Below are 17,717 nucleotides of genomic sequence, written 5' to 3'. Positions count from 1 at the left end.
CATGCAAGACGCCGTATTAATGAGTCCGGTGGCCTTTGCTCACGCATTAAGGAAGCCGGTCAGCGGGGAAGTCAATGGCATGGAGACTGCATTGAGCTTTGATGCAGCCGATGTGGAAGCCTCACGCAGCAAGACCTTGAGTATCTGCGATGTCAGCAATCTCAATCGTTTTGGTGTGAAAGGACCACAGGCTGCCAACTGGTTGCAGACAGCGGGAATCAAGCTGCCTGAAACCACTAACAGCTGGACGCCACAGGACAACGGCAGTCTGGTGATGCGTTTGGGTAATACCGAGTTTCTGCTGGAAGACCGGCCGGAAAACGACCTTGCCCGGATGCTCAACGACACCGCCGTGAATGAGGGCGGTGTGCATAAAGTGATGCGCAATGACGCGGCATTTATTGTCAGCGGTGAGCTGACCCTAGCCCTGTTTTCTGAAGTGTGTGCCATCGATCTGGACGGCGCGACCCTGGCAGAAAATCGTCTGGTCATGACTGTCATCGCCGGTGTGTCAGCAACGCTGCTGAAGCAGACGCTCAACGGCCAATCTGTTTATCGCATCTGGTGTGACGGAACCTTCGGACCTTATTTGTGGAAAACCCTGCTCAGCATTATCGAAGAGCAGGGCGGCGGCCCGGTCGGTTTCAATTTTTATTACTCGCTTACTTAATCACCAACGCTGTTTTTATAAACAGAAGGAAAGAGATCATGAAATACGAACACAACGACACACTTCTGGAGTCAGCCCAAATCGAGCAGGCCAAGAAGTTTCTGAAAGACAATGATGTTAAATACGTCTTGGCTCAGTTTGTCGATATTCACGGTGTCGCCAAGGTTAAATCTGTCCCTGCTTCACACCTGGAAGACATTACCACTAATGGTGCCGGCTTTGCCGGGGGTGCTATCTGGGGCATGGGCATTGCGCCTAATGGTCCCGATTATATGGCGGTGGGTGATTTAAGTACCCTGAGTTTGCTGCCCTGGCAGCCAGGCTATGCCCGCATCATCTGCGACGGTCATGTCAATGGACAACCTTACGGTCATGACAGCCGTGTGGTGCTGAAAAATCAGATCAAGCGCCTGGAAGAAAAAGGCTGGATTCTTTATACCGGCCTGGAACCTGAATTCTCTCTGCTCAAGAAAGACCCGGTCACCGGCAAGATTGAACCATGGGAAGAAACAGACACCCTGCAAAAACCCTGCTATGACTACAAAGGTATAAAGCGCCAGGGTGAGTATCTCGAAAAAATGACCGAAGCCTTGATGAAAGTCGGTCTCGATATCTATCAAATCGACCACGAGGATGCGAATGGTCAGTTTGAAATCAACTACACCTACGCTGATGCCCTCAAGAGCGCTGATGACTACATTATGTTCAAGATGGGTGCCAGCGAAATCGCCAATGAAATGGGCATGATCTGCTCCTTCATGTCGAAACCGTTCAGTAACCGCCCCGGCAATGGCATGCACATGCATATGTCGATTGGTGATGGTGAGAAGAGTCTGTTCCATGATGACAGTGATCCCAATGGTCTTGGCCTGTCGAAAATGGCCTATCACTTTATGGCTGGCATCCTGGAGCATGCTCCTGCACTGACTGCAATAGCAGCGCCTACCGTTAACTCATACAAACGTCTGGTCGTCGGCCGCTCCCTGTCCGGTGCGACCTGGGCACCAGCCTATATTTCTTACGGTAATAACAACCGTTCGACCATGGTGCGTATCCCCTACGGACGCATCGAACTGCGGCTGCCGGATGGCACCTGCAACCCTTATCTGACTGCTGCAGCAGCCATTGCTGCCGGTCTGGACGGCGTGGAACGCCAATTGGATCCAGGCAAAGGTCACGACTCAAACCTCTACGACATGACACCGGCCGAACTGGAACAAAACGGTATCGGCATCCTGCCGCAAAACCTCCATGAGGCCTTGCTGGCACTGGAAAAGGACGACGTCGTGAAAGGTGCTTTGGGTGAAGGACTGGCCAAGGAATTCCTGGAACTGAAACACATGGAATGGGTGGAGTACATGCGTCATGTCTCCGATTGGGAAATCAACCGTTACGTTGAGTTTTATTAATACTCCGCCTGAGAGGCGTTTTTTAGGAGAAATCTTATGTGTGGAATCGTTGGTCTTTATCTGAAAAACGATAAATACGAGAGCGAAATTGGCAAACTGTTCGCCCCGATGCTGATTGCGATGACCGAACGTGGTCCTGACAGTGCTGGTTTTGCGGTCTACGGCGATGCCGTAGAAGACGGCATCAAACTGACCCTGCGTCATGAAGACGAAAACTACGACTGGACAGCCCTGGCGAAAGACATCGAAACGGCCCTGGATACCAAAGTGAACTGGTTCCAGAACAGTAAAGTTGCCGTGTTCAAAGTCGGCGTCGATGCTGAAAAAGTCGAGGACTACCTGGAACAGAATCATGACGATGTACTGGTTATGAGTTCAGGTAAATCGATCGAAATCCTGAAAGAAGTCGGTCTGCCGGAACGTATCGTTGATATGTTCAAACTGGGCGATATGAAAGGCAGCCACATCATTGGCCACACCCGTATGGCGACGGAATCTGCTGTCACCATGGCAGGCAGCCATCCTTTCTCAACCGGTCTGGATCTGTGCCTGGTACATAACGGCTCTTTTTCCAACCACAACCGCCTGCGTAAAGAGCTGCAACGCGAAGGGATTGAATTCGATACCGAAAACGATACCGAAGTCGCAGCAGGTTACCTGACTTACCGTCTGCAGCAGGGTGATTCTCTGAATGAAGCACTCGAGAACGCGCTGAAAACGTTGGACGGTTTCTACACCTTAACCATTGGCACCAAAGACGGTTTTGCTGTGGTGCGTGACCCGATTGCCTGTAAACCGGCCGTCATTGCTGAAACCGACGATTACGTGGCAATGGCATCTGAATACCAGGCTTTGACAACCCTGCCGGGTATCGAAGACGCCAAGGTCTGGGAACCGGAACCTGCACGTATCTACGTCTGGGAACGTAACGGTAACTGAGATTAGGTGATTAGGAGAAGATAATGAGTACAAACAACTTAGCAGAACAAACCTCTGCATTCGAAACCATCAACGGTGTCGGTACGGTTGACCTGTCAGTTCAGACGGTGCGTGACCTGAACCAGGCACTGCACGATCAGCATGATGAAATGACCATCGAAAAATGGGATGTGCTGAACCCGAAAGGCCATCACAACCTGGCGGTTGGTGTTAATCAGAAACTGAAAATCGATATCCACGGTCCGGCCGGTTACTACTGTGCCGGCATGAATCAGGAAGCTGAAATCACGATTCACGGCCACACCGGTCAGGGCGTGGCGGAAAACATGATGTCAGGCCTGGTACGTGTTAAAGGCAATGCCTCATCGGCAGCGGGTGCCACCGCGCACGGTGGTCTCCTGGTGATTGAAGGCGACGCCGGTTCACGTTGTGGTATTTCCATGAAAGGTGTCGACATCCTCGTCAAAGGCAGCGTCGGTCACATGAGCTGCTTTATGGGGCAGGCCGGCGTACTGGCCGTTTGTGGTGACGCTGGTGAAGCCCTGGGCGACTCGCTCTATGAAGCACACATCTATGTCAAAGGCAGTGTGAAATCCCTGGGTGCGGACTGCATTGAAAAAGAAATGCGTGCCGAACACATCGAAGAACTGACCGAGCTGTTTGAACGTGCCGGTGTGACCGATCAGGACCCGAGAGATTTCAAACGCTACGGCTCTGCCAGACAGCTTTACAACTTCAAAGTTGATAACGCTGGTGCTTATTAATTGCTGATATTGCGAGGAAATAGAAATGACTGAAAAGAGAAAATACATGACCGTACCGCGCGAGTCAGCGACATTCGACCGTTTGACGATGGCTGAAATCCGTCGCGCTGCCGATACCGGTATTTATGATATCCGCGGTGCTGGTGCCAAGCGCAAGCTGCCACACTTCGATGACCTGTTGTTCCTGGGTGCGAGTATGTCGCGTTACCCGCTGGAAGGTTATCGTGAAAAATGCAACACCTCGGTCACGCTGGGTAACCGTTTTGCCAAGAAACCGATTGAGCTGGAAATCCCGGTTACGATTGCCGGTATGAGCTTTGGTGCTTTGTCTGCCTATGCCAAAGAAGCGCTGGGCCGTGGCGCCTCAGCAGTCGGTACCTCCACCACTACCGGTGACGGTGGTATGACGCCGGAAGAGCGCGGTCAGTCCACCAAACTGGTCTATCAGTATCTGCCATCACGCTACGGCATGAACCCGGATGATCTGCGTAAAGCCGATGCCATCGAAGTGGTACTGGGTCAGGGTGCGAAACCGGGTGGCGGCGGTATGCTGCTGGGTCAGAAAATCACCGACCGTGTGGCGAAGATGCGTACCCTGCCAAAAGGCGTGGATCAGCGTTCTGCCTGTCGTCATCCAGACTGGACCGGTCCTGACGATCTGGAAATCAAGATCAAGGAACTGCGTGAAATCACCGACTGGCAGGTGCCGATTTATATCAAAGTCGGTGCCACCCGCACTTACTACGATGTGAAGCTGGCGGTCAAAGCCGGTGCTGACGTTATCATCGTCGACGGTATGCAGGGCGGCACCGCAGCCACCCAGGACGTGTTTATCGAACACGTCGGTATTCCGACCATGGCAGCCATTCCCCAAGCCGTACAGGCACTGCAGGAAATGGGCATGCACCGTAAGGTTCAGCTGATTGTCTCCGGTGGTATCCGTAACGGTGCCGACGTGGCCAAGTGTATGGCACTGGGTGCTGACGCGGTTGCTATCGGTACTGCGGCGATGGTCGCGCTGGGTGATAACGATCCGAAGTGGGAAGAAGAGTACCAGAAACTGGGCTCCACAGCGGGTTCTTACGATGACTGGCATGAAGGTCGTGACCCTGCCGGTATTTCTACCCAGGATCCAGAGCTGATGAAACGCTTTGATCCGGTTGAAGGTGGCCGTCGTCTGGCGAACTACCTGCGTGTTTTAACCCTGGAAGCGCAAACCCTGGCCCGTGCCTGCGGTAAGAATGATCTGCGTAACCTGGAACCGGAAGATCTGGTTGCCCTGACTGTTGAATCTGCTGCTATGGCCCGTGTACCACTGGCCGGCACCAGCTGGATTCCGGGTCAGCAACAGACCTTCTAAGCCCCGTTTTTAACGAGCGATCGAAATAAGGGCCGGTACTGCAAAGAATGAATCACTTGTGATCCTTACCCCGTCATCTAGTGTTGATTTCAGCGTGGTATCGGCCCTTATCTTTTTTGCATTTTTTTCAACAGGAGGAATTCGTGTAATTCATTAGTTCAAACAAGAGAGGAAACAATCATGAATAATAATTTAAAAAAACGTATACAAAATATGTATCTACGGGACTGTATCATGGCCTGGTCGGATATCATTCTGATCTGGCTGGCTGTGGGCTTCGTCCTCATTAGTATCTTAAACATCGTCGATGACCCCATTGTTCAATGGGTGTTAATCATCTCCAGTGGTCTGCTTGTGCTCTTTAATACCGCCTCTGTCGGGTCGATGACTCGTCACTATGCGGAAGATAAAGCGTTCATCTATGGCCTCGATATCAAGCACCTGGATGAGAACCGGGCGGCTAAAAACGATGCAAGAGTCAATTAATGAGGAAATGCTATGTCCAGTTATATACCCAAGATCCAGCCTAAACGGGGACAGTTGTTTGATAGTCTGTTTATTCTGGTACTGGTTTATGTAAGTCTCTATATCCCTCTGTTTCTGGAATCCGACAGTAAGTCGGTCGATGAAACAGCCATTGTCCAGTCCCACTCCTGGGAATCTCTGGGCGTCTCCCCTGTTGAACAGGAACAGTGGCAAAAGCTTGGTTATGACGAACAGGCTGCTGCTGAGATTATCAACAATAAGTTCGATTACACCATTGACCCGTTAATGCTTGCCATTACGGCGCTGGTGATCATCGGCTATTTCTTTTTCATGCTGCGGGTTTCCAACAAGCAATACCGGGAAGTCATCAGAGAAAAATTCGATAGTCAGGAGACAGCTTCAAACAGGGAGGCAACACAATGATTTGGTGGGATATTTTAAGTTATGCCGCCTGGATTATCTCCGGGCTGCTACTGCTGTGGATTCTGGTCGATGCCATCAGTGTATCGCGTGAGTTTGACGAAGAGCTTCTGGTCAGTTCCCGTGAGGGTGCCGATGAGTTGCTTGAACAAATCAAGCAAGAGGAGGGCATCCGATGACCGCTGAATCTACGACTGCAGACAATGTACAACGCATCTCGATGTTCAAGGTGCTCAACCCTTTCCATGTATGGGCTTTAGGGGTTGGGATCGTATTAGTTGGCGAGTTTATGGGCTGGAACTTCTCCGTCGCCAAAGGGGGCGCCTATGGGGCCCTGATTGCCTGCTGGGTGATCGGGCTCTTATATAGTTGTGTCGCCATGATCGACTCGGAAGTGACCTCGACAGTAGCCGCAGCAGGTGGGCAGTATACCCAGGCCAAGCACATTATCGGTCCGCTTATGGCCTTTAATGTGGGGTTGTATCTGGTGATGGCCTACACCATGTTGGAAGCGGCCGATGCCCTGATTGTCGGTGATTTGATGGCTGCAGTCGCAGCTGCCACCGGCTATGAAGGTCTCAATCCGCAACCTTTTGTGGTGCTGACGATCGCCTTTCTGGCCTGGCTTAACTATCGCGGTGTGTTCATGACGCTGACAGTGAACTTTGTTATCACGCTGTTTGCGTTTTTGGCGATTATTGCCCTGTTTGTGGGGACTGATCCGCTCAATCCCGGCAACATACTCAAGCACAGTGATCTGCTCACTGAACTGCCCTATGGCTGGATTGGGGTTGTGGCAGCATTGCAGTTTGGTATGTGGTATTACCTCGGTATTGAGGGCACCTGTCAGGCAGCAGAGGAGGTTCGTAGTGCGGGCCGCGCAATTCCACTGGGTACCATCGGTGGCATTCTGACCTTACTGGTGGCAGCCAGTCTGACCTGGTATGTCTCTACCGGTCTGATGCCCTGGCAGTATCTGGGGCAGGCAACGACACCGTTGTATGATGCGGCCTCGATTATCGGTAATCCCTCTCTGCAGGTGGTCTTGTTCATCGGTACCATGTTTGCAGCCATTGCCTCAGCCAATGGCTGTATCAATGATGCCGCACGTGCCTGGTTCTCAATGGGGCGGGATCGTTATATGCCGACCTGGTTTGGTGCGATTCACCCGCATTACCGTACACCTTTCCGGGCCATTATTTTCCTGATTCCGATTGCGGTGTCATTTGCCTTTACCGGCTTACTGGATCAGGTAATTACCTTCTCGATTCTGTCCGGTCTGCTGGGCTACACCTTCATGTCAATCAACATGATGAAGTTCAGAAAGATGTGGCCGCTGGGTGTGATCAAACGGGGCTACATCCATCCGTTTCACCCGATACCGGCGCTGGTATTGCTGGCACTGTGTTCGGTGGTCTATTTTGCGACCTTCCTCGGTTACGGCGCTTCGTTGCTGTCGATCATGGCCTTCTACATCGTCGCGTCAGTGTGGTTTGTCATGCGTCGCTATCAGTTTGTGAAACGGGGTGATCAGTTCACGATGCCCTGGCCACGGCCTAAAGGCTATTAAGGAGGAACGTCATGAAAAAAATCTTATGTGCAACCGACGGTTCTCACAGTGCGCAGAAAGCGGTGGACTATGCGATTGAACTGGCGAAGTTGGCAGAGGCAGAACTGACTTTTATTCACGTGGTAATGCCTACCGGTGAGGATGTTTCACATACTTATTTCTGGAACTCCAATATGCTCGATGCCGCGCATGATCAAATCCAGATGGAGTTGCATGATGCGATGGAACGGGCTCATCAACGTGACTTGCAGCCAGTCTATTGCACTACTGTTCCCGGTCATAACATTGCCAGGGCAATCATTGATTATGCCGAAAACAATGACCATGACCATGTGGTAACAGGGTCAGTCGGCCGAACAGGTGTCGCCAAGGTTCTGCTGGGCTCTATCGCCGAGCAGGTGATCAGTAAGGCGCATTGTCCGGTCACGGTCGTGCGTTGACTTCGTGCCCCGTAACTGTGGTTACGGGGCTTTTTTTTGCCGGTTTAAGGAGGCAAAAATGACACAACTTATCATTCTGATGACCGTGGTATTTTCGATATCCTTGTGGCTCATCTACCGCCGTCATCATCACCAGATACTGCGTGACCGGGCTGCTTTATTAAGTGAAAGTCACAAAGTGATAGACATTAAGCAGCGTGTTTTGGATCAGGCCGGTTTTGCTCACCTGGCAGGAGAGTTCGCCGGTACCAGCGTGGCGCTGAAACTGGAAGTGGATAATCTGACCGCACGTAAATTACCGATAATGTGGTTGCATATCACCATGCTCAGACCCGCCGGCAGTGAGGGCAGTCTGGATATTCTGATGAGACCGCAGAGCGGTGATGTTTTCAGTCCCGGTTGGAATTGGGAGCGGCCGGTTACTCCCCCGAAAAACTGGCCTCAACATGCGCGTTATGTCAGTAAAAACAAAGTGCCGAGCCTGCAGCGTATCGACGGCGATATTCAAAGTATTTTTGCTGACCAGCGTGTGAAAGCGTTGCTGATCACCCCGGATGCCGTGAGATTGACTTATCTGGCCAGGCAAGGCGACAGGGGACAATATTTGCTCTTGCGGATGGCGGATTTTGATATGCAGCCACTGGATCCGACAGAAATTGCTGCTTTGAGCCGACAACTGCAGACTTTGCTGTTTAATCTGGACGGGGGCCATTATGAAAAAGCCGCCTGATGAGCAGGGCACGGGTTTGTGGCATCCCTACCTGGTGTTGCTGGTTGCGATTATTCTGCCAGGTGTTGGTCAGGTACTGAACCAGTCACCCATGCGCGGACTCACCATGGTTTTTTTTATGCTGGTACTGGGCGTAGTGACATTCAACATGGCCAGCCCCGGGGTTTCCGTGATCGGTCAGTTTGCCGGTGGTCTCTTTATCTATGCCTTGTCAGTGATGGATGCATACCTCTGGGCAAAGGTGCGATGGGTTAGTCGGTCTTATCACGAACACGCCTGATTCGGTGTCTCCAAATTCGCCAGCCAGACATTGAAGGTTTCACCTTCAGTGACAGTTTTCTATTGTCAATCAGAAACATAGATTCGCATCGTTACTACCTATGGAGTACTCACAGAAGATAATTACAGTCTTGTTGCAGTAGGGGTAAGTTCAGTTCAGGTCCTGAATTGCCGATTCGGAACCGTCTGAAATTCAATGCTAATAGCAAAAAGCTAAACCACTAGCTGGAGATAGAGATATGAGTGAGTACAACGAATCATCTGTTGGCACCCACGATGCAGAGTCACTGGAACGGTCAATTGACTGGAAACAGGGGCTGGCAATCGCATCTGGGGTGCCATTATTAATTTTACCGTCGCTGGGTTACTTCCCCATGTGGGTGGCGGCAGCGGCTATTCTGGTCTGGGGGCTGTCGGTGCTGCAGGGCTTTATGCAGAATCTGGCCTACGCGGAAATGGCGACTGCCTTTCCCAAAGCATCCGGGTTGCCGGGGTTTGCCCAGCACGTTTTTACATCGAAAGACTACCAGGGAAAGTATGACAAAGGTAAGTTGATTGGCGGTTTCAGTGCCTGGAGTTACTGGTTTGCCTGGAACCCGGTGTTAGCTATCTTCGCCATACTGGTTGGCAGTTACCTGCAGGGGTTGTTCCCCGGCCTGGGTGAGATGTTTACTGAATACCAACTGTCGTTGATTTCGGGCGTGGTGATCTTCAGTGGTCTTATCATCGTCAATTACTTCGGTCTCAAAGACGGTGCGGTGCTGGGTTACATTCTGGCGGCGGTTTCAATCATCCCACTGGTGGTAATGACTGCAGTACCGTTTGCGACCGGTTCAGTGGATATGAGCAATATCACGTCATCCTGGCTTCCGGCTGACTGGTCATGGGATATGCATCATATTCTGATTCTGTTTGGTTTGTTTGCCATCGCCCAATGGAGTGCCTGTGCCTGGGAAACGGCAGCGATTTACGGCCCGGAATACAAAAAACCATCGGTTGATGTACCCAAAGCCTTGTTTGTCTGCGGTGCGATTTGTCTGTTGACCTTCGTGCTGGTACAGGCTGCGGTTATCGGTGTACTGGGTGTGGAAGGTGTTCTGGCTGAGCCCCTGTCACCCATGATTCCGGTTGCACAGGCTGCATTTGGTGAGTCCGGATCCGTTATCACCATCATCATGCTGATTGCGGCAATGATCCTGATTATTCAAACCGCCTATCTGGGTTCTGCCCGTGCCATGCACTCAATGGCGCATGAAGGCAATCTGCCTAAAGTGCTGAGTAAAGTGAATGGCCATGGCACGCCGGTACTGGCGATGGTGGTCATCGGTCTGTTCAACCTGGTGCTGATATCCATGGGCACGCCAGCAGCAATTCTGGCCGCTTCTGCGATTGGTTACACCTGTGCGAACGGTATCAGTCTGTTTGCTTACGTTAAAGCTAAAAAAGACCCGCGTTTTATCAATGTCGAGCGTCCTTTCAAAGCACCGGCCGGCTGGAAAAATGTGGCCATGCTTTTCGGTCTGTTCAATATCCCGCTGTGTCTGGTTGGCGTGGTGTATCTGAACAGCCTGGAAGTCGGCTGGTTCTCAACTTGGGTTGGCTTCATCGTGCTGGGTATGTACCTGCCAATCTGGCTCTACACCCAATTTGAGACCCGCCAGCACAATGCGGCGATCGGCGCTGTTGCCAGTAAATGATAACGCTGTAACGAAGGGGGCAGTAGACTCTGCCCCCTTATTTTGTTTATCACCACAAAGAGAGAAAACAACATGAAAAAAATGATCCTGTTAATGGCCGCCAGCGGTCTGATGACTTCGGGCGCAGCGATGGCCTGGGAGAGTGAAAACGGTCAGCACAGCACCAGTGCGAGTGTGGCTTTATCCAGTGATTATGTCTGGCGCGGTTATTCTCAGACTGATGAAAAACCAGCCATTTCCGGCAGCTTTGACTATGGTCACAGCAGTGGATTTTATACCGGCATCTGGGCCTCCAATGTCGATTTCGGCGATGCAGCCCCAGATACCAGTATCGAAGTGGATTACTATGCCGGCTATGCCAATGAAATTGGTGACACCGGTATTGCCTATGATCTGGGTATCCTGCGTTACGACTACCCGGGTGAATCCGGCCTGGACTGGAATGAAGTGTATGGCTCACTCAGTTACAGCTACTTTACTCTGGGCGTAGCACATTCAGGTGATGTCTACGGACTTAGCGAGACAGGCACTTATTACAATCTGGGCTTCGATTATGGTCTGCCGGCTGGCGTCAACCTTAGTGCCGCGGTCGGTTATTACGATTATGACGATGATGTTTTCGGTTCCGGCAACCCGGACAGCGCGACTGACTATCGCATCGGTCTGTCCAAAGACTTTGCCGGCTTCGGTTTTGATCTGACTTACACCGATACCGACAGCGATGGTGAAGATCTCTACACCGATGACCTGGCTGAGGGACGCTTTGTCTTCAGTATCTCTAAATCAATGTAAAAAACTGTCGGAAGGGAGTAGCGCCACTATGACCTTGGTAGTAATACCTCTTCGGAATGGTGGCTATCAGGGCTTAAGGAGATAATGAAACTGGAGCTGGTTTTCAGCGAATGTTTCAGCTTCTTGATGGTTATCCTCTTGCCCGTTCCGACTGGCATATTTGGGAGTTGTCGTAGTCGCAAGCAATGATTTATTGCCCGGTTTCGGCAGCTCCTTTTTTTTAGCTGTAGATGATGTCATGACGCGCTTTTTTGTCATGGGAGTGTCAAGCTAATCAAGATCATGCGCTCAGTACTGAACTGAGAGGCTGTGTTGGCTACACCCTGATAAGGAGGGTTTATGTATGTCGATTTCAAACAGCAAATATTTCAAGTTTCTGGCATTGGTGCTAACCCAACTGATGAGTAACGGTTGGATGGTGGGTAGTTACACGGGTGGGATTCTCACTGCAGAAGAGTCAGCTGATTTCGGGCCATTCAATCCACGTTAGGGATTGTTTCTAACACCTAGGTAGTAAGCCTTCTTTGGAATTGTTGAAGGGCATGACAGCCACGATAATTAAACTGAAGCTGATTTGATGACAGGGGTTCAGCTTCTTTCATGGTTATCCTCTAAACCGTTCTCTCGTTGGGACGTTGGGGGCGAACTGACACTGCCAGCATGATGTTCTCAATGGCATGTGTGAACAGGCGTGAACAGTTCGCCTTCCTTTTTGGGTAAGCCAACACCAATTGACTGTACAGTCTGCAAGATAAGGATACGTATTATGAACCTGCCTCTTAAAGCTGGCCTGGAAGATGTTCAGAACACACCTGATAAACGCCAGTTACCGATTGATCGGGTAGGCATTAAATCCTTACGTTATCCTATTTTCTTCGATAGTCAGGATGGCCATCCCATTCGGGTCGTCGCTGATTTCAATATGACGGTCAGTCTGCCCCATCATGTTAAAGGCACGCATATGTCGCGTTTTGTCGAGTTGCTGGAACAGCCGAAACAGGTGTTTTCAGTCGCTGCGATGCCGGCCTTTATGCGTGCCATGCTTGAGCTGCTGGAAGCCGACAATGGTCATGTGCAGATGCGGTTTCCGTTTTTCCTGGAAAAAGCCGCGCCGGTGTCGGGCGTGACCAGCATGATGGATTATGACGTGACCCTGAATGCCGAGATCGGTGAAGCCTACCAACTGACCGTCAAGGCAGAAATTCCGGTCACCAGTCTCTGTCCCTGTTCCAAAAAGATTTCCCAGTATGGTGCACACAATCAGCGCTCTCTGGTCACCGTCGAGGTGGAAATGGGTGAGGCAATGAATCTCGATGAGTTAATTCGCCTGGTCGAAGCGCAGGCATCCAGTCAGCTGTATGGCCTGCTTAAGCGCCCGGATGAAAAGTTTGTGACCGAGTTTGCCTACGATAATCCCAAGTTTGTTGAAGACTTGGTCAGAGACATTGCCGGTGCACTCGAAAAAGCGCCTGAAATTGGTGGTTTCCGGGTTGAATGCGAGAACTTCGAGTCGATTCATAACCATTCTGCCTACGCATTGATTGATCGCATGTAAGGAGGCGTCATGACATATTCCACGATTGCATTTAAAGCCAAGGCTCCTCTGCCTGCGATTTCACCGATAGAAGACATCATCGAGGATATCCGCCTGGGCAAAATGGTGGTGTTGATGGATGACGAAGATCGCGAAAATGAAGGCGATTTGATCATGGCTGCCGATGCTGCTTATGCCCAAGCGATTAATTTTATGGCGATGCATGGCAGGGGATTGATTTGCCTGACACTCACGGAGACACGATGCCGGCAACTTGATCTACCACTGATGGTGGGTCATAACGGCACCTCACTGGGTACCAATTTTACGGTGTCGATAGAAGCAGCAGAAGGCGTGACCACCGGCATCTCGACGGCGGATCGTGCCCGCACTATACAAGCTGCGGTCGCGTCTAACGCGGGACCAGCAGACATTGTCAGCCCGGGGCATATCTTTCCCTTGATGGCCCAACAGGCCGGTGTCTTAAAACGTGCCGGTCATACTGAAGCCGGTTGTGATCTGGCGCAACTAGCCGGCAGAGAGCCGGCCGCTGTTATCTGCGAGATCATGAATGATGACGGCAGCATGGCCCGACTGCCCGATTTACTGGCCTTTGCTAACAAACATGACCTCAAAGTCGGCACCATCGCTGATTTGATTGCCTATCGCCATCAGCAGGAAACGATCATTGAACGTATAGATAGTCGTTCACTGAGTACCATCTTTGGTGAGTTTACGCTCAGCCGTTACCGGGATATTCACAGCAGTGAAGTTCACCAGGCATTGGTTTTTGGGGATGTGTCTGCGGCACAGAATACCCTGGTGCGGGTGCATGCACCGTTTAACGGTCTGGATTTACTCGACAGTGACCGTCGCGGTCACAGCTGGAGTGTCACCGAGGCTATGCAGGCCATTCGCAAAGCCGGTACCGGTGTGCTGCTGTTGATGCATGATGACGGCATCGGTGAATCAAATGATATCCCCAGGCTCAAACTCAAGCACTATGGCGTAGGTGCACAAATCCTCAAAGATCTGGGTGTGACGGGCATGACGCTGCTGACGCGGCCGCGTATACTGCCTGCAATGACTGGCTTTGGCCTGACCGTGCATGATTTTCTGTTGCCGGATGCGGAGACAGAGAAAGAACAAGCCAGCGCCTGAACAAGACATATCTGACCGCAGGGACGACCCTGAGTACGGTTTTTGAGACGGGACGACCCGCTAATAATAAGGACCATTCAGATGGCCTGGATGATTTTATTTATTGCCGGATTGCTGGAAGTGGTCTGGGCAATCGGCCTCAAATACAGCGATGGCCTGACCCGGCCTTTACCGACAATTGCGACGGTCTTTACCCTATTACTCAGCTTTTGGCTGCTCGGCCTGGCCATGCGTGACTTGCCGATTGGCACTGCTTACGGTGTCTGGGTGGGTATTGGTGCGGTAGGCACGGTGATTCTCGGTATTATGTTGTTTGACGAATCCACCAGTTTAAGCAGGCTGGTGAGCATCGCTTTTATCATTGTCGGGATTATCGGGCTCAAGCTTAGCACGGCCGAAGCTTGAAAAAATCCGGCATGACTGGCTGATGTTTGCCTGCGCGCTATGGTGATCATCAAGATCCGCTTAGGGAGCGCATAGTGAGTCAGCAGGATATTTCCATCCCATTCCAACCCATCGACGGTCGCATTCAGACGCTGCATCGCGCTATAGACTGGAAAGGCGCTTTCTGGATAGCGAGTGGCGTGGCCGCACTGGTGCTGTTCTCCATGGGGGCGATTACGGCCACGGTGGGCAAGCCCGCCTGGCTGGTCTGGATTATTGCCATCAGTTTCGGTCTGCTGCAGTCATTTACCTATGCTGAAATTGCCGGTCTGTTTCCACATAAAGCCGGTGGAGTCTCTGTTCATGGCGCTGTCGCCTGGATGCCATACAGCAAACTGATTGCACCGGTGTCGATATGGTGTCACTGGTGGGCCTGGTCGCCAGTACTCGCCATCGGTTCTGGTTTATCTGCTGGCTATATCCTTAACGTACTGTTTCCTGCCGATGCTGTGATTAATACCTGGCAGCTGACACTGATTGATTTGAGTGCGCTCAAGCAGGGACTCAGTTTGCGTATTGACGCCACCTTTATTGTCGGTGCCACCATTTTGCTGGTGGTTTTTGCCATACAGAACGGTGGCGTGTTGCGTTCAGCCAGGACAACCATGCTGCTGGCATTAAGCGCCCTGATTCCCCTGATGTTGATTGCGCTGGTTCCTCTATTGAGTGGTGATCTGCCACGGGATCATTTTTTCCCGTTAACTCCGGTCGCTTATGACTCGATGGGAAAAGTGGTGGCCGGGGAGTGGAGTCTGCAGGGCTGGGTCTTGATGGCTGGCGCTCTGTTTATCGCCGGCTGGTCGGCTTATGCATTTGAAACTGCACTCTGTTACACCCGTGAATTCAGAAACCCGGTTCGGGATACCCATCGGGCGATTTTTTATGCCGGTTTACTGTGTCTGGCCGCTTATATTCTGGTACCAGTGGCTTTTCAGTCCTACCTTGGTATCGGCGAGATGATTCAGCCGGCGATCCTGGATTCAGATGGGCAACTGATAGCGCCTGCCCGCTATGACGGTATGCTCGCCGAAGAGATCTACAGTGGTATGGGGGTGGCCAATGCCTTATCCGCGATGCTTGGCGGTCAGCCATTTATGGCAAATCTGATCGTGGCGATGCTGGTGTTGGCTATGGTGCTGGCAATGATGACGGCGATGTCGGGCGCATCCAGGACGCTGTACCAGGCGTCAGTCGATGGTCTGTTGCCGCGCTATCTGTCTCATGTGAATGAGGAGGGGGCGCCGACTCATGCGATGTGGACCAATCTGGTGATTAACCTGGTGTTGTTGATGATGTCGGATTATGTGTTTCTGCTGGCGGCGTCGAATGTGGGTTATATGATTTTCAATTTCCTCAATCTCAATGCAGGTTGGATACATCGCATTGACCGTGGTGACTGGCAAAGACCGTTCAAGGCACCGACATTTTTGCTTGCTATGGGGATTGTGATGGCCTACATGAATATTGCGATTATGGGGCTGGGTGCCAACGTCTGGGGTAAGGGGGCATTGCTGAGCGGCTTATTGATGGCGGCGGTGAGTATTCCTCTGTTCCTCTGGCGTCATTATCTGACTGACAAGGGGACATTCCCGGCAGGGACGCGGGAGGATCTACAGCGACATCATTCGGCGCTGGGTAGAGCCGGTGTTCTGCCTTATCTGGCGCTGTTGATGGGGGGGGGCATTCTGTATGTCAGTCATATCCTGGTTGAAAGTCTTTTGAGCTGAATTTATTGGCCTCAGCAGCGATTTTTTACTCCCAAGGGAGTACGCCATCAAGAGAATTTTTAAGCCCTTTTATTTGCGTTAATTTGCTTATGAACTTTCTGTTATTAAAGCGGAGCCAGTGCCATGAGCAATTCTACTCAACCTCTCGAAGCCGCGGATGCGGCCATTACCCGTAACTCAGTACTGAATCAACGACATCGCGAGCTGGGTTCCAAGCTGGATGAATCGATCTGGGGAATGCCCATTCCGCAGTTTTATCACAGCGATCCCCATGACGAAGTCATTGCGGTCAGAACCCGTGCCGCACTCTACGATGTGTCTGCGCTGAATATTCTTAATGTCACCGGGCCAGCGGCATTGAAAGTACTGGATAAACTGGTGGCGATCGATGTGACTGAACTCGAGCCCGGCACCTCACGTCTTGCTGCGGAAGTGAATGAAGAGGGTGCCCTGGTGGATGACATTATGCTGATTTGTGATGCCAAGGAACATTATCGAATCTCTCACGGTGGTGGCAGCACCCAGGACAATCTGGCCAGACTGGCTGAAGGTCTGGACGTCAGCATTGAGCAGGATTTTGACGTGCATATTCTGTCACTGCAGGGGCCGAAATCAATCGATATTCTCGGTCCCGAAGTCAGTATTGACCTGGCACGCCTGCCTTATTTCAAACATGTTCAAACCTCGTTGTTTGGTCGTGATGTGATTATTGCCCGTGGCGGCTATTCCGGTGAGCGCGGTTATGAAGTGTATTGCAGCGCTGATGATGCGGTGCATATCTGGGACAGCATCATGGAAAAAGGGCATGCCTACGGGATTATGGCCGGCTCCTGGGAATCTCTGGACCTGACCCGGGTTGAAGCCGCTTTGCTGTTCTACCCATTCGATATGCCAGAAGGCGACACCACCCCATGGGAAGTCAACATGCACTGGTGTGTGGATCTCGACAAAGAAGGCGACTATGTCGGCAAACAAGCATTACTGAAACTGAAAGCCCGTGAACGCTTCAAGCAGGCGGGTCTGGTTTGTCAGAGCAATGAGGCGATGCCGGCAGGGGCCAAAATTATTAAAGATGGTAAGGAAATCGGTGTGGTGACCAGTGCCAGTTTCAGCCGTTACCTGATGAAATCGATTGCCATGGTGCATATCAAGCCCGAGTTCTCGCAACTCGGTACCCAGGTGGTGGTTGCCGCCGAGACGCCGATCAAAGCCCATGTCGTTAAGACACCTTTCTACGATCCGATGCGTCTGCGTACTCATCCCGAACAATAGTTGTCACCCAGCCTGGTATGTCA

General features: G+C 51.5%; 20 protein-coding genes. All 20 read left to right on the top strand.

Annotated elements, in window-relative coordinates; all coding sequences use genetic code 11:
* The first annotated feature begins 1 nt into the window (after position 1).
* On the top strand, positions 2–670 hold the full coding sequence (locus OMQ46_RS05875; protein WP_266235038.1) for a sarcosine oxidase subunit gamma: 669 nt from the start codon (positions 2–4) through the stop codon (positions 668–670).
* 38 nt (positions 671–708) lie between these two features.
* A complete protein-coding gene (glnT, locus tag OMQ46_RS05870; protein WP_266235040.1) occupies positions 709–2,079 on the top strand; it encodes a type III glutamate--ammonia ligase in 1,371 nt (456 codons plus the stop codon).
* A gap of 36 nt (positions 2,080–2,115) precedes the next feature.
* A complete protein-coding gene (locus OMQ46_RS05865; protein ID WP_266235041.1) occupies positions 2,116–3,018 on the top strand; it encodes a class II glutamine amidotransferase in 903 nt (300 codons plus the stop codon).
* Positions 3,019–3,041: 23 nt separating this feature from the next.
* Positions 3,042–3,782 (top strand): protein glxC, encoded by a 741-nt coding sequence (locus tag OMQ46_RS05860; RefSeq protein WP_266235042.1) that lies wholly within the window; start codon positions 3,042–3,044, stop codon positions 3,780–3,782.
* Positions 3,783–3,807: 25 nt separating this feature from the next.
* The gene (locus OMQ46_RS05855) at positions 3,808–5,142 is read left to right on the top strand and encodes an FMN-binding glutamate synthase family protein (RefSeq protein WP_266235043.1); all 1,335 of its coding nucleotides are present in this window, start codon (positions 3,808–3,810) and stop codon (positions 5,140–5,142) included.
* A 180-nt stretch (positions 5,143–5,322) separates the two neighbouring features.
* Positions 5,323–5,628 (top strand): hypothetical protein, encoded by a 306-nt coding sequence (locus OMQ46_RS05850; RefSeq protein WP_266235044.1) that lies wholly within the window; start codon positions 5,323–5,325, stop codon positions 5,626–5,628.
* A gap of 12 nt (positions 5,629–5,640) precedes the next feature.
* Positions 5,641–6,051 carry a hypothetical protein gene (locus OMQ46_RS05845; protein ID WP_266235046.1) on the top strand — a complete coding sequence of 137 codons (411 nt, stop codon included), beginning with the start codon at positions 5,641–5,643 and terminating at the stop codon, positions 6,049–6,051.
* Positions 6,048–6,227 (top strand): hypothetical protein, encoded by a 180-nt coding sequence (locus OMQ46_RS05840; protein ID WP_266235048.1) that lies wholly within the window; start codon positions 6,048–6,050, stop codon positions 6,225–6,227. Before OMQ46_RS05845 ends, OMQ46_RS05840 begins: the two co-directional genes overlap by 4 nt.
* Complete coding sequence (locus OMQ46_RS05835; RefSeq protein WP_266235049.1) at positions 6,224–7,618, top strand: APC family permease; 1,395 nt, start codon at positions 6,224–6,226, stop codon at positions 7,616–7,618. The genes OMQ46_RS05840 and OMQ46_RS05835 overlap by 4 nt, the downstream gene beginning before the upstream one ends.
* An 11-nt stretch (positions 7,619–7,629) precedes the next feature.
* Positions 7,630–8,058 carry a universal stress protein gene (locus OMQ46_RS05830; protein ID WP_266235051.1) on the top strand — a complete coding sequence of 143 codons (429 nt, stop codon included), beginning with the start codon at positions 7,630–7,632 and terminating at the stop codon, positions 8,056–8,058.
* 58 nt (positions 8,059–8,116) lie between these two features.
* Entirely contained in the window at positions 8,117–8,788 is a 672-nt protein-coding gene (locus OMQ46_RS05825) for a hypothetical protein (protein WP_266235053.1), read from the top strand.
* Positions 8,772–9,068: a hypothetical protein gene (locus OMQ46_RS05820; protein ID WP_266235055.1), complete on the top strand. Its 297-nt coding sequence runs from the start codon at positions 8,772–8,774 to the stop codon at positions 9,066–9,068. Before OMQ46_RS05825 ends, OMQ46_RS05820 begins: the two co-directional genes overlap by 17 nt.
* A 238-nt stretch (positions 9,069–9,306) precedes the next feature.
* Complete coding sequence (locus OMQ46_RS05815) at positions 9,307–10,764, top strand: APC family permease (RefSeq protein ID WP_266235891.1); 1,458 nt, start codon at positions 9,307–9,309, stop codon at positions 10,762–10,764.
* A 72-nt stretch (positions 10,765–10,836) separates the two neighbouring features.
* A complete protein-coding gene (locus OMQ46_RS05810) occupies positions 10,837–11,556 on the top strand; it encodes a TorF family putative porin (protein ID WP_266235059.1) in 720 nt (239 codons plus the stop codon).
* Positions 11,557–11,899: 343 nt separating this feature from the next.
* Complete coding sequence (locus OMQ46_RS05805) at positions 11,900–12,046, top strand: hypothetical protein (protein WP_266235060.1); 147 nt, start codon at positions 11,900–11,902, stop codon at positions 12,044–12,046.
* 276 nt (positions 12,047–12,322) lie between these two features.
* A complete protein-coding gene (gene folE2 / locus OMQ46_RS05800) occupies positions 12,323–13,111 on the top strand; it encodes a GTP cyclohydrolase FolE2 (protein ID WP_266235062.1) in 789 nt (262 codons plus the stop codon).
* A gap of 9 nt (positions 13,112–13,120) precedes the next feature.
* Positions 13,121–14,251, top strand: a complete 1,131-nt coding sequence (gene ribBA / locus OMQ46_RS05795) for a bifunctional 3,4-dihydroxy-2-butanone-4-phosphate synthase/GTP cyclohydrolase II (RefSeq protein WP_266235064.1) — start codon at positions 13,121–13,123, stop codon at positions 14,249–14,251.
* A gap of 81 nt (positions 14,252–14,332) precedes the next feature.
* Positions 14,333–14,656, top strand: coding sequence for a quaternary ammonium compound efflux SMR transporter SugE (gene sugE / locus OMQ46_RS05790; RefSeq protein WP_266235065.1), 324 nt, complete (start codon positions 14,333–14,335; stop codon positions 14,654–14,656).
* Positions 14,657–14,730: 74 nt separating this feature from the next.
* Positions 14,731–16,422: an APC family permease gene (locus OMQ46_RS05785; protein ID WP_266235067.1), complete on the top strand. Its 1,692-nt coding sequence runs from the start codon at positions 14,731–14,733 to the stop codon at positions 16,420–16,422.
* Between the two features lie 123 nt (positions 16,423–16,545).
* Complete coding sequence (locus tag OMQ46_RS05780) at positions 16,546–17,694, top strand: aminomethyltransferase family protein (RefSeq protein WP_266235069.1); 1,149 nt, start codon at positions 16,546–16,548, stop codon at positions 17,692–17,694.
* The last annotated feature ends 23 nt before the right edge of the window (positions 17,695–17,717 follow it).

Source organism: Methylophaga sp. OBS1 (assembly GCF_026319365.1).
The sequence above is the reverse complement of the archived record's forward strand: the minus strand, read 5'-3'. Positions and strand labels throughout refer to the sequence as shown.

What these genes read in the sequence shown, in the direction of transcription:
- OMQ46_RS05805 (WP_266235060.1), top strand. Translation starts at nt 11,900, where the DNA reads ATGTCGATTTCAAACAGCAAATATTTCAAGTTTCTGGCATTGGTGCTA.
- OMQ46_RS05865 (WP_266235041.1), top strand. Translation starts at nt 2,116, where the DNA reads ATGTGTGGAATCGTTGGTCTTTATCTGAAAAACGATAAATACGAGAGC.
- OMQ46_RS05815 (WP_266235891.1), top strand. Translation starts at nt 9,307, where the DNA reads ATGAGTGAGTACAACGAATCATCTGTTGGCACCCACGATGCAGAGTCA.
- OMQ46_RS05810 (WP_266235059.1), top strand. Translation starts at nt 10,837, where the DNA reads ATGAAAAAAATGATCCTGTTAATGGCCGCCAGCGGTCTGATGACTTCG.
- ribBA (WP_266235064.1), top strand. Translation starts at nt 13,121, where the DNA reads ATGACATATTCCACGATTGCATTTAAAGCCAAGGCTCCTCTGCCTGCG.
- OMQ46_RS05830 (WP_266235051.1), top strand. Translation starts at nt 7,630, where the DNA reads ATGAAAAAAATCTTATGTGCAACCGACGGTTCTCACAGTGCGCAGAAA.
- folE2 (WP_266235062.1), top strand. Translation starts at nt 12,323, where the DNA reads ATGAACCTGCCTCTTAAAGCTGGCCTGGAAGATGTTCAGAACACACCT.
- OMQ46_RS05825 (WP_266235053.1), top strand. Translation starts at nt 8,117, where the DNA reads ATGACACAACTTATCATTCTGATGACCGTGGTATTTTCGATATCCTTG.
- OMQ46_RS05875 (WP_266235038.1), top strand. Translation starts at nt 2, where the DNA reads ATGCAAGACGCCGTATTAATGAGTCCGGTGGCCTTTGCTCACGCATTA.
- OMQ46_RS05845 (WP_266235046.1), top strand. Translation starts at nt 5,641, where the DNA reads ATGTCCAGTTATATACCCAAGATCCAGCCTAAACGGGGACAGTTGTTT.
- OMQ46_RS05860 (WP_266235042.1), top strand. Translation starts at nt 3,042, where the DNA reads ATGAGTACAAACAACTTAGCAGAACAAACCTCTGCATTCGAAACCATC.
- OMQ46_RS05855 (WP_266235043.1), top strand. Translation starts at nt 3,808, where the DNA reads ATGACTGAAAAGAGAAAATACATGACCGTACCGCGCGAGTCAGCGACA.
- OMQ46_RS05820 (WP_266235055.1), top strand. Translation starts at nt 8,772, where the DNA reads ATGAAAAAGCCGCCTGATGAGCAGGGCACGGGTTTGTGGCATCCCTAC.
- sugE (WP_266235065.1), top strand. Translation starts at nt 14,333, where the DNA reads ATGGCCTGGATGATTTTATTTATTGCCGGATTGCTGGAAGTGGTCTGG.
- OMQ46_RS05835 (WP_266235049.1), top strand. Translation starts at nt 6,224, where the DNA reads ATGACCGCTGAATCTACGACTGCAGACAATGTACAACGCATCTCGATG.
- OMQ46_RS05850 (WP_266235044.1), top strand. Translation starts at nt 5,323, where the DNA reads ATGAATAATAATTTAAAAAAACGTATACAAAATATGTATCTACGGGAC.
- glnT (WP_266235040.1), top strand. Translation starts at nt 709, where the DNA reads ATGAAATACGAACACAACGACACACTTCTGGAGTCAGCCCAAATCGAG.
- OMQ46_RS05780 (WP_266235069.1), top strand. Translation starts at nt 16,546, where the DNA reads ATGAGCAATTCTACTCAACCTCTCGAAGCCGCGGATGCGGCCATTACC.
- OMQ46_RS05840 (WP_266235048.1), top strand. Translation starts at nt 6,048, where the DNA reads ATGATTTGGTGGGATATTTTAAGTTATGCCGCCTGGATTATCTCCGGG.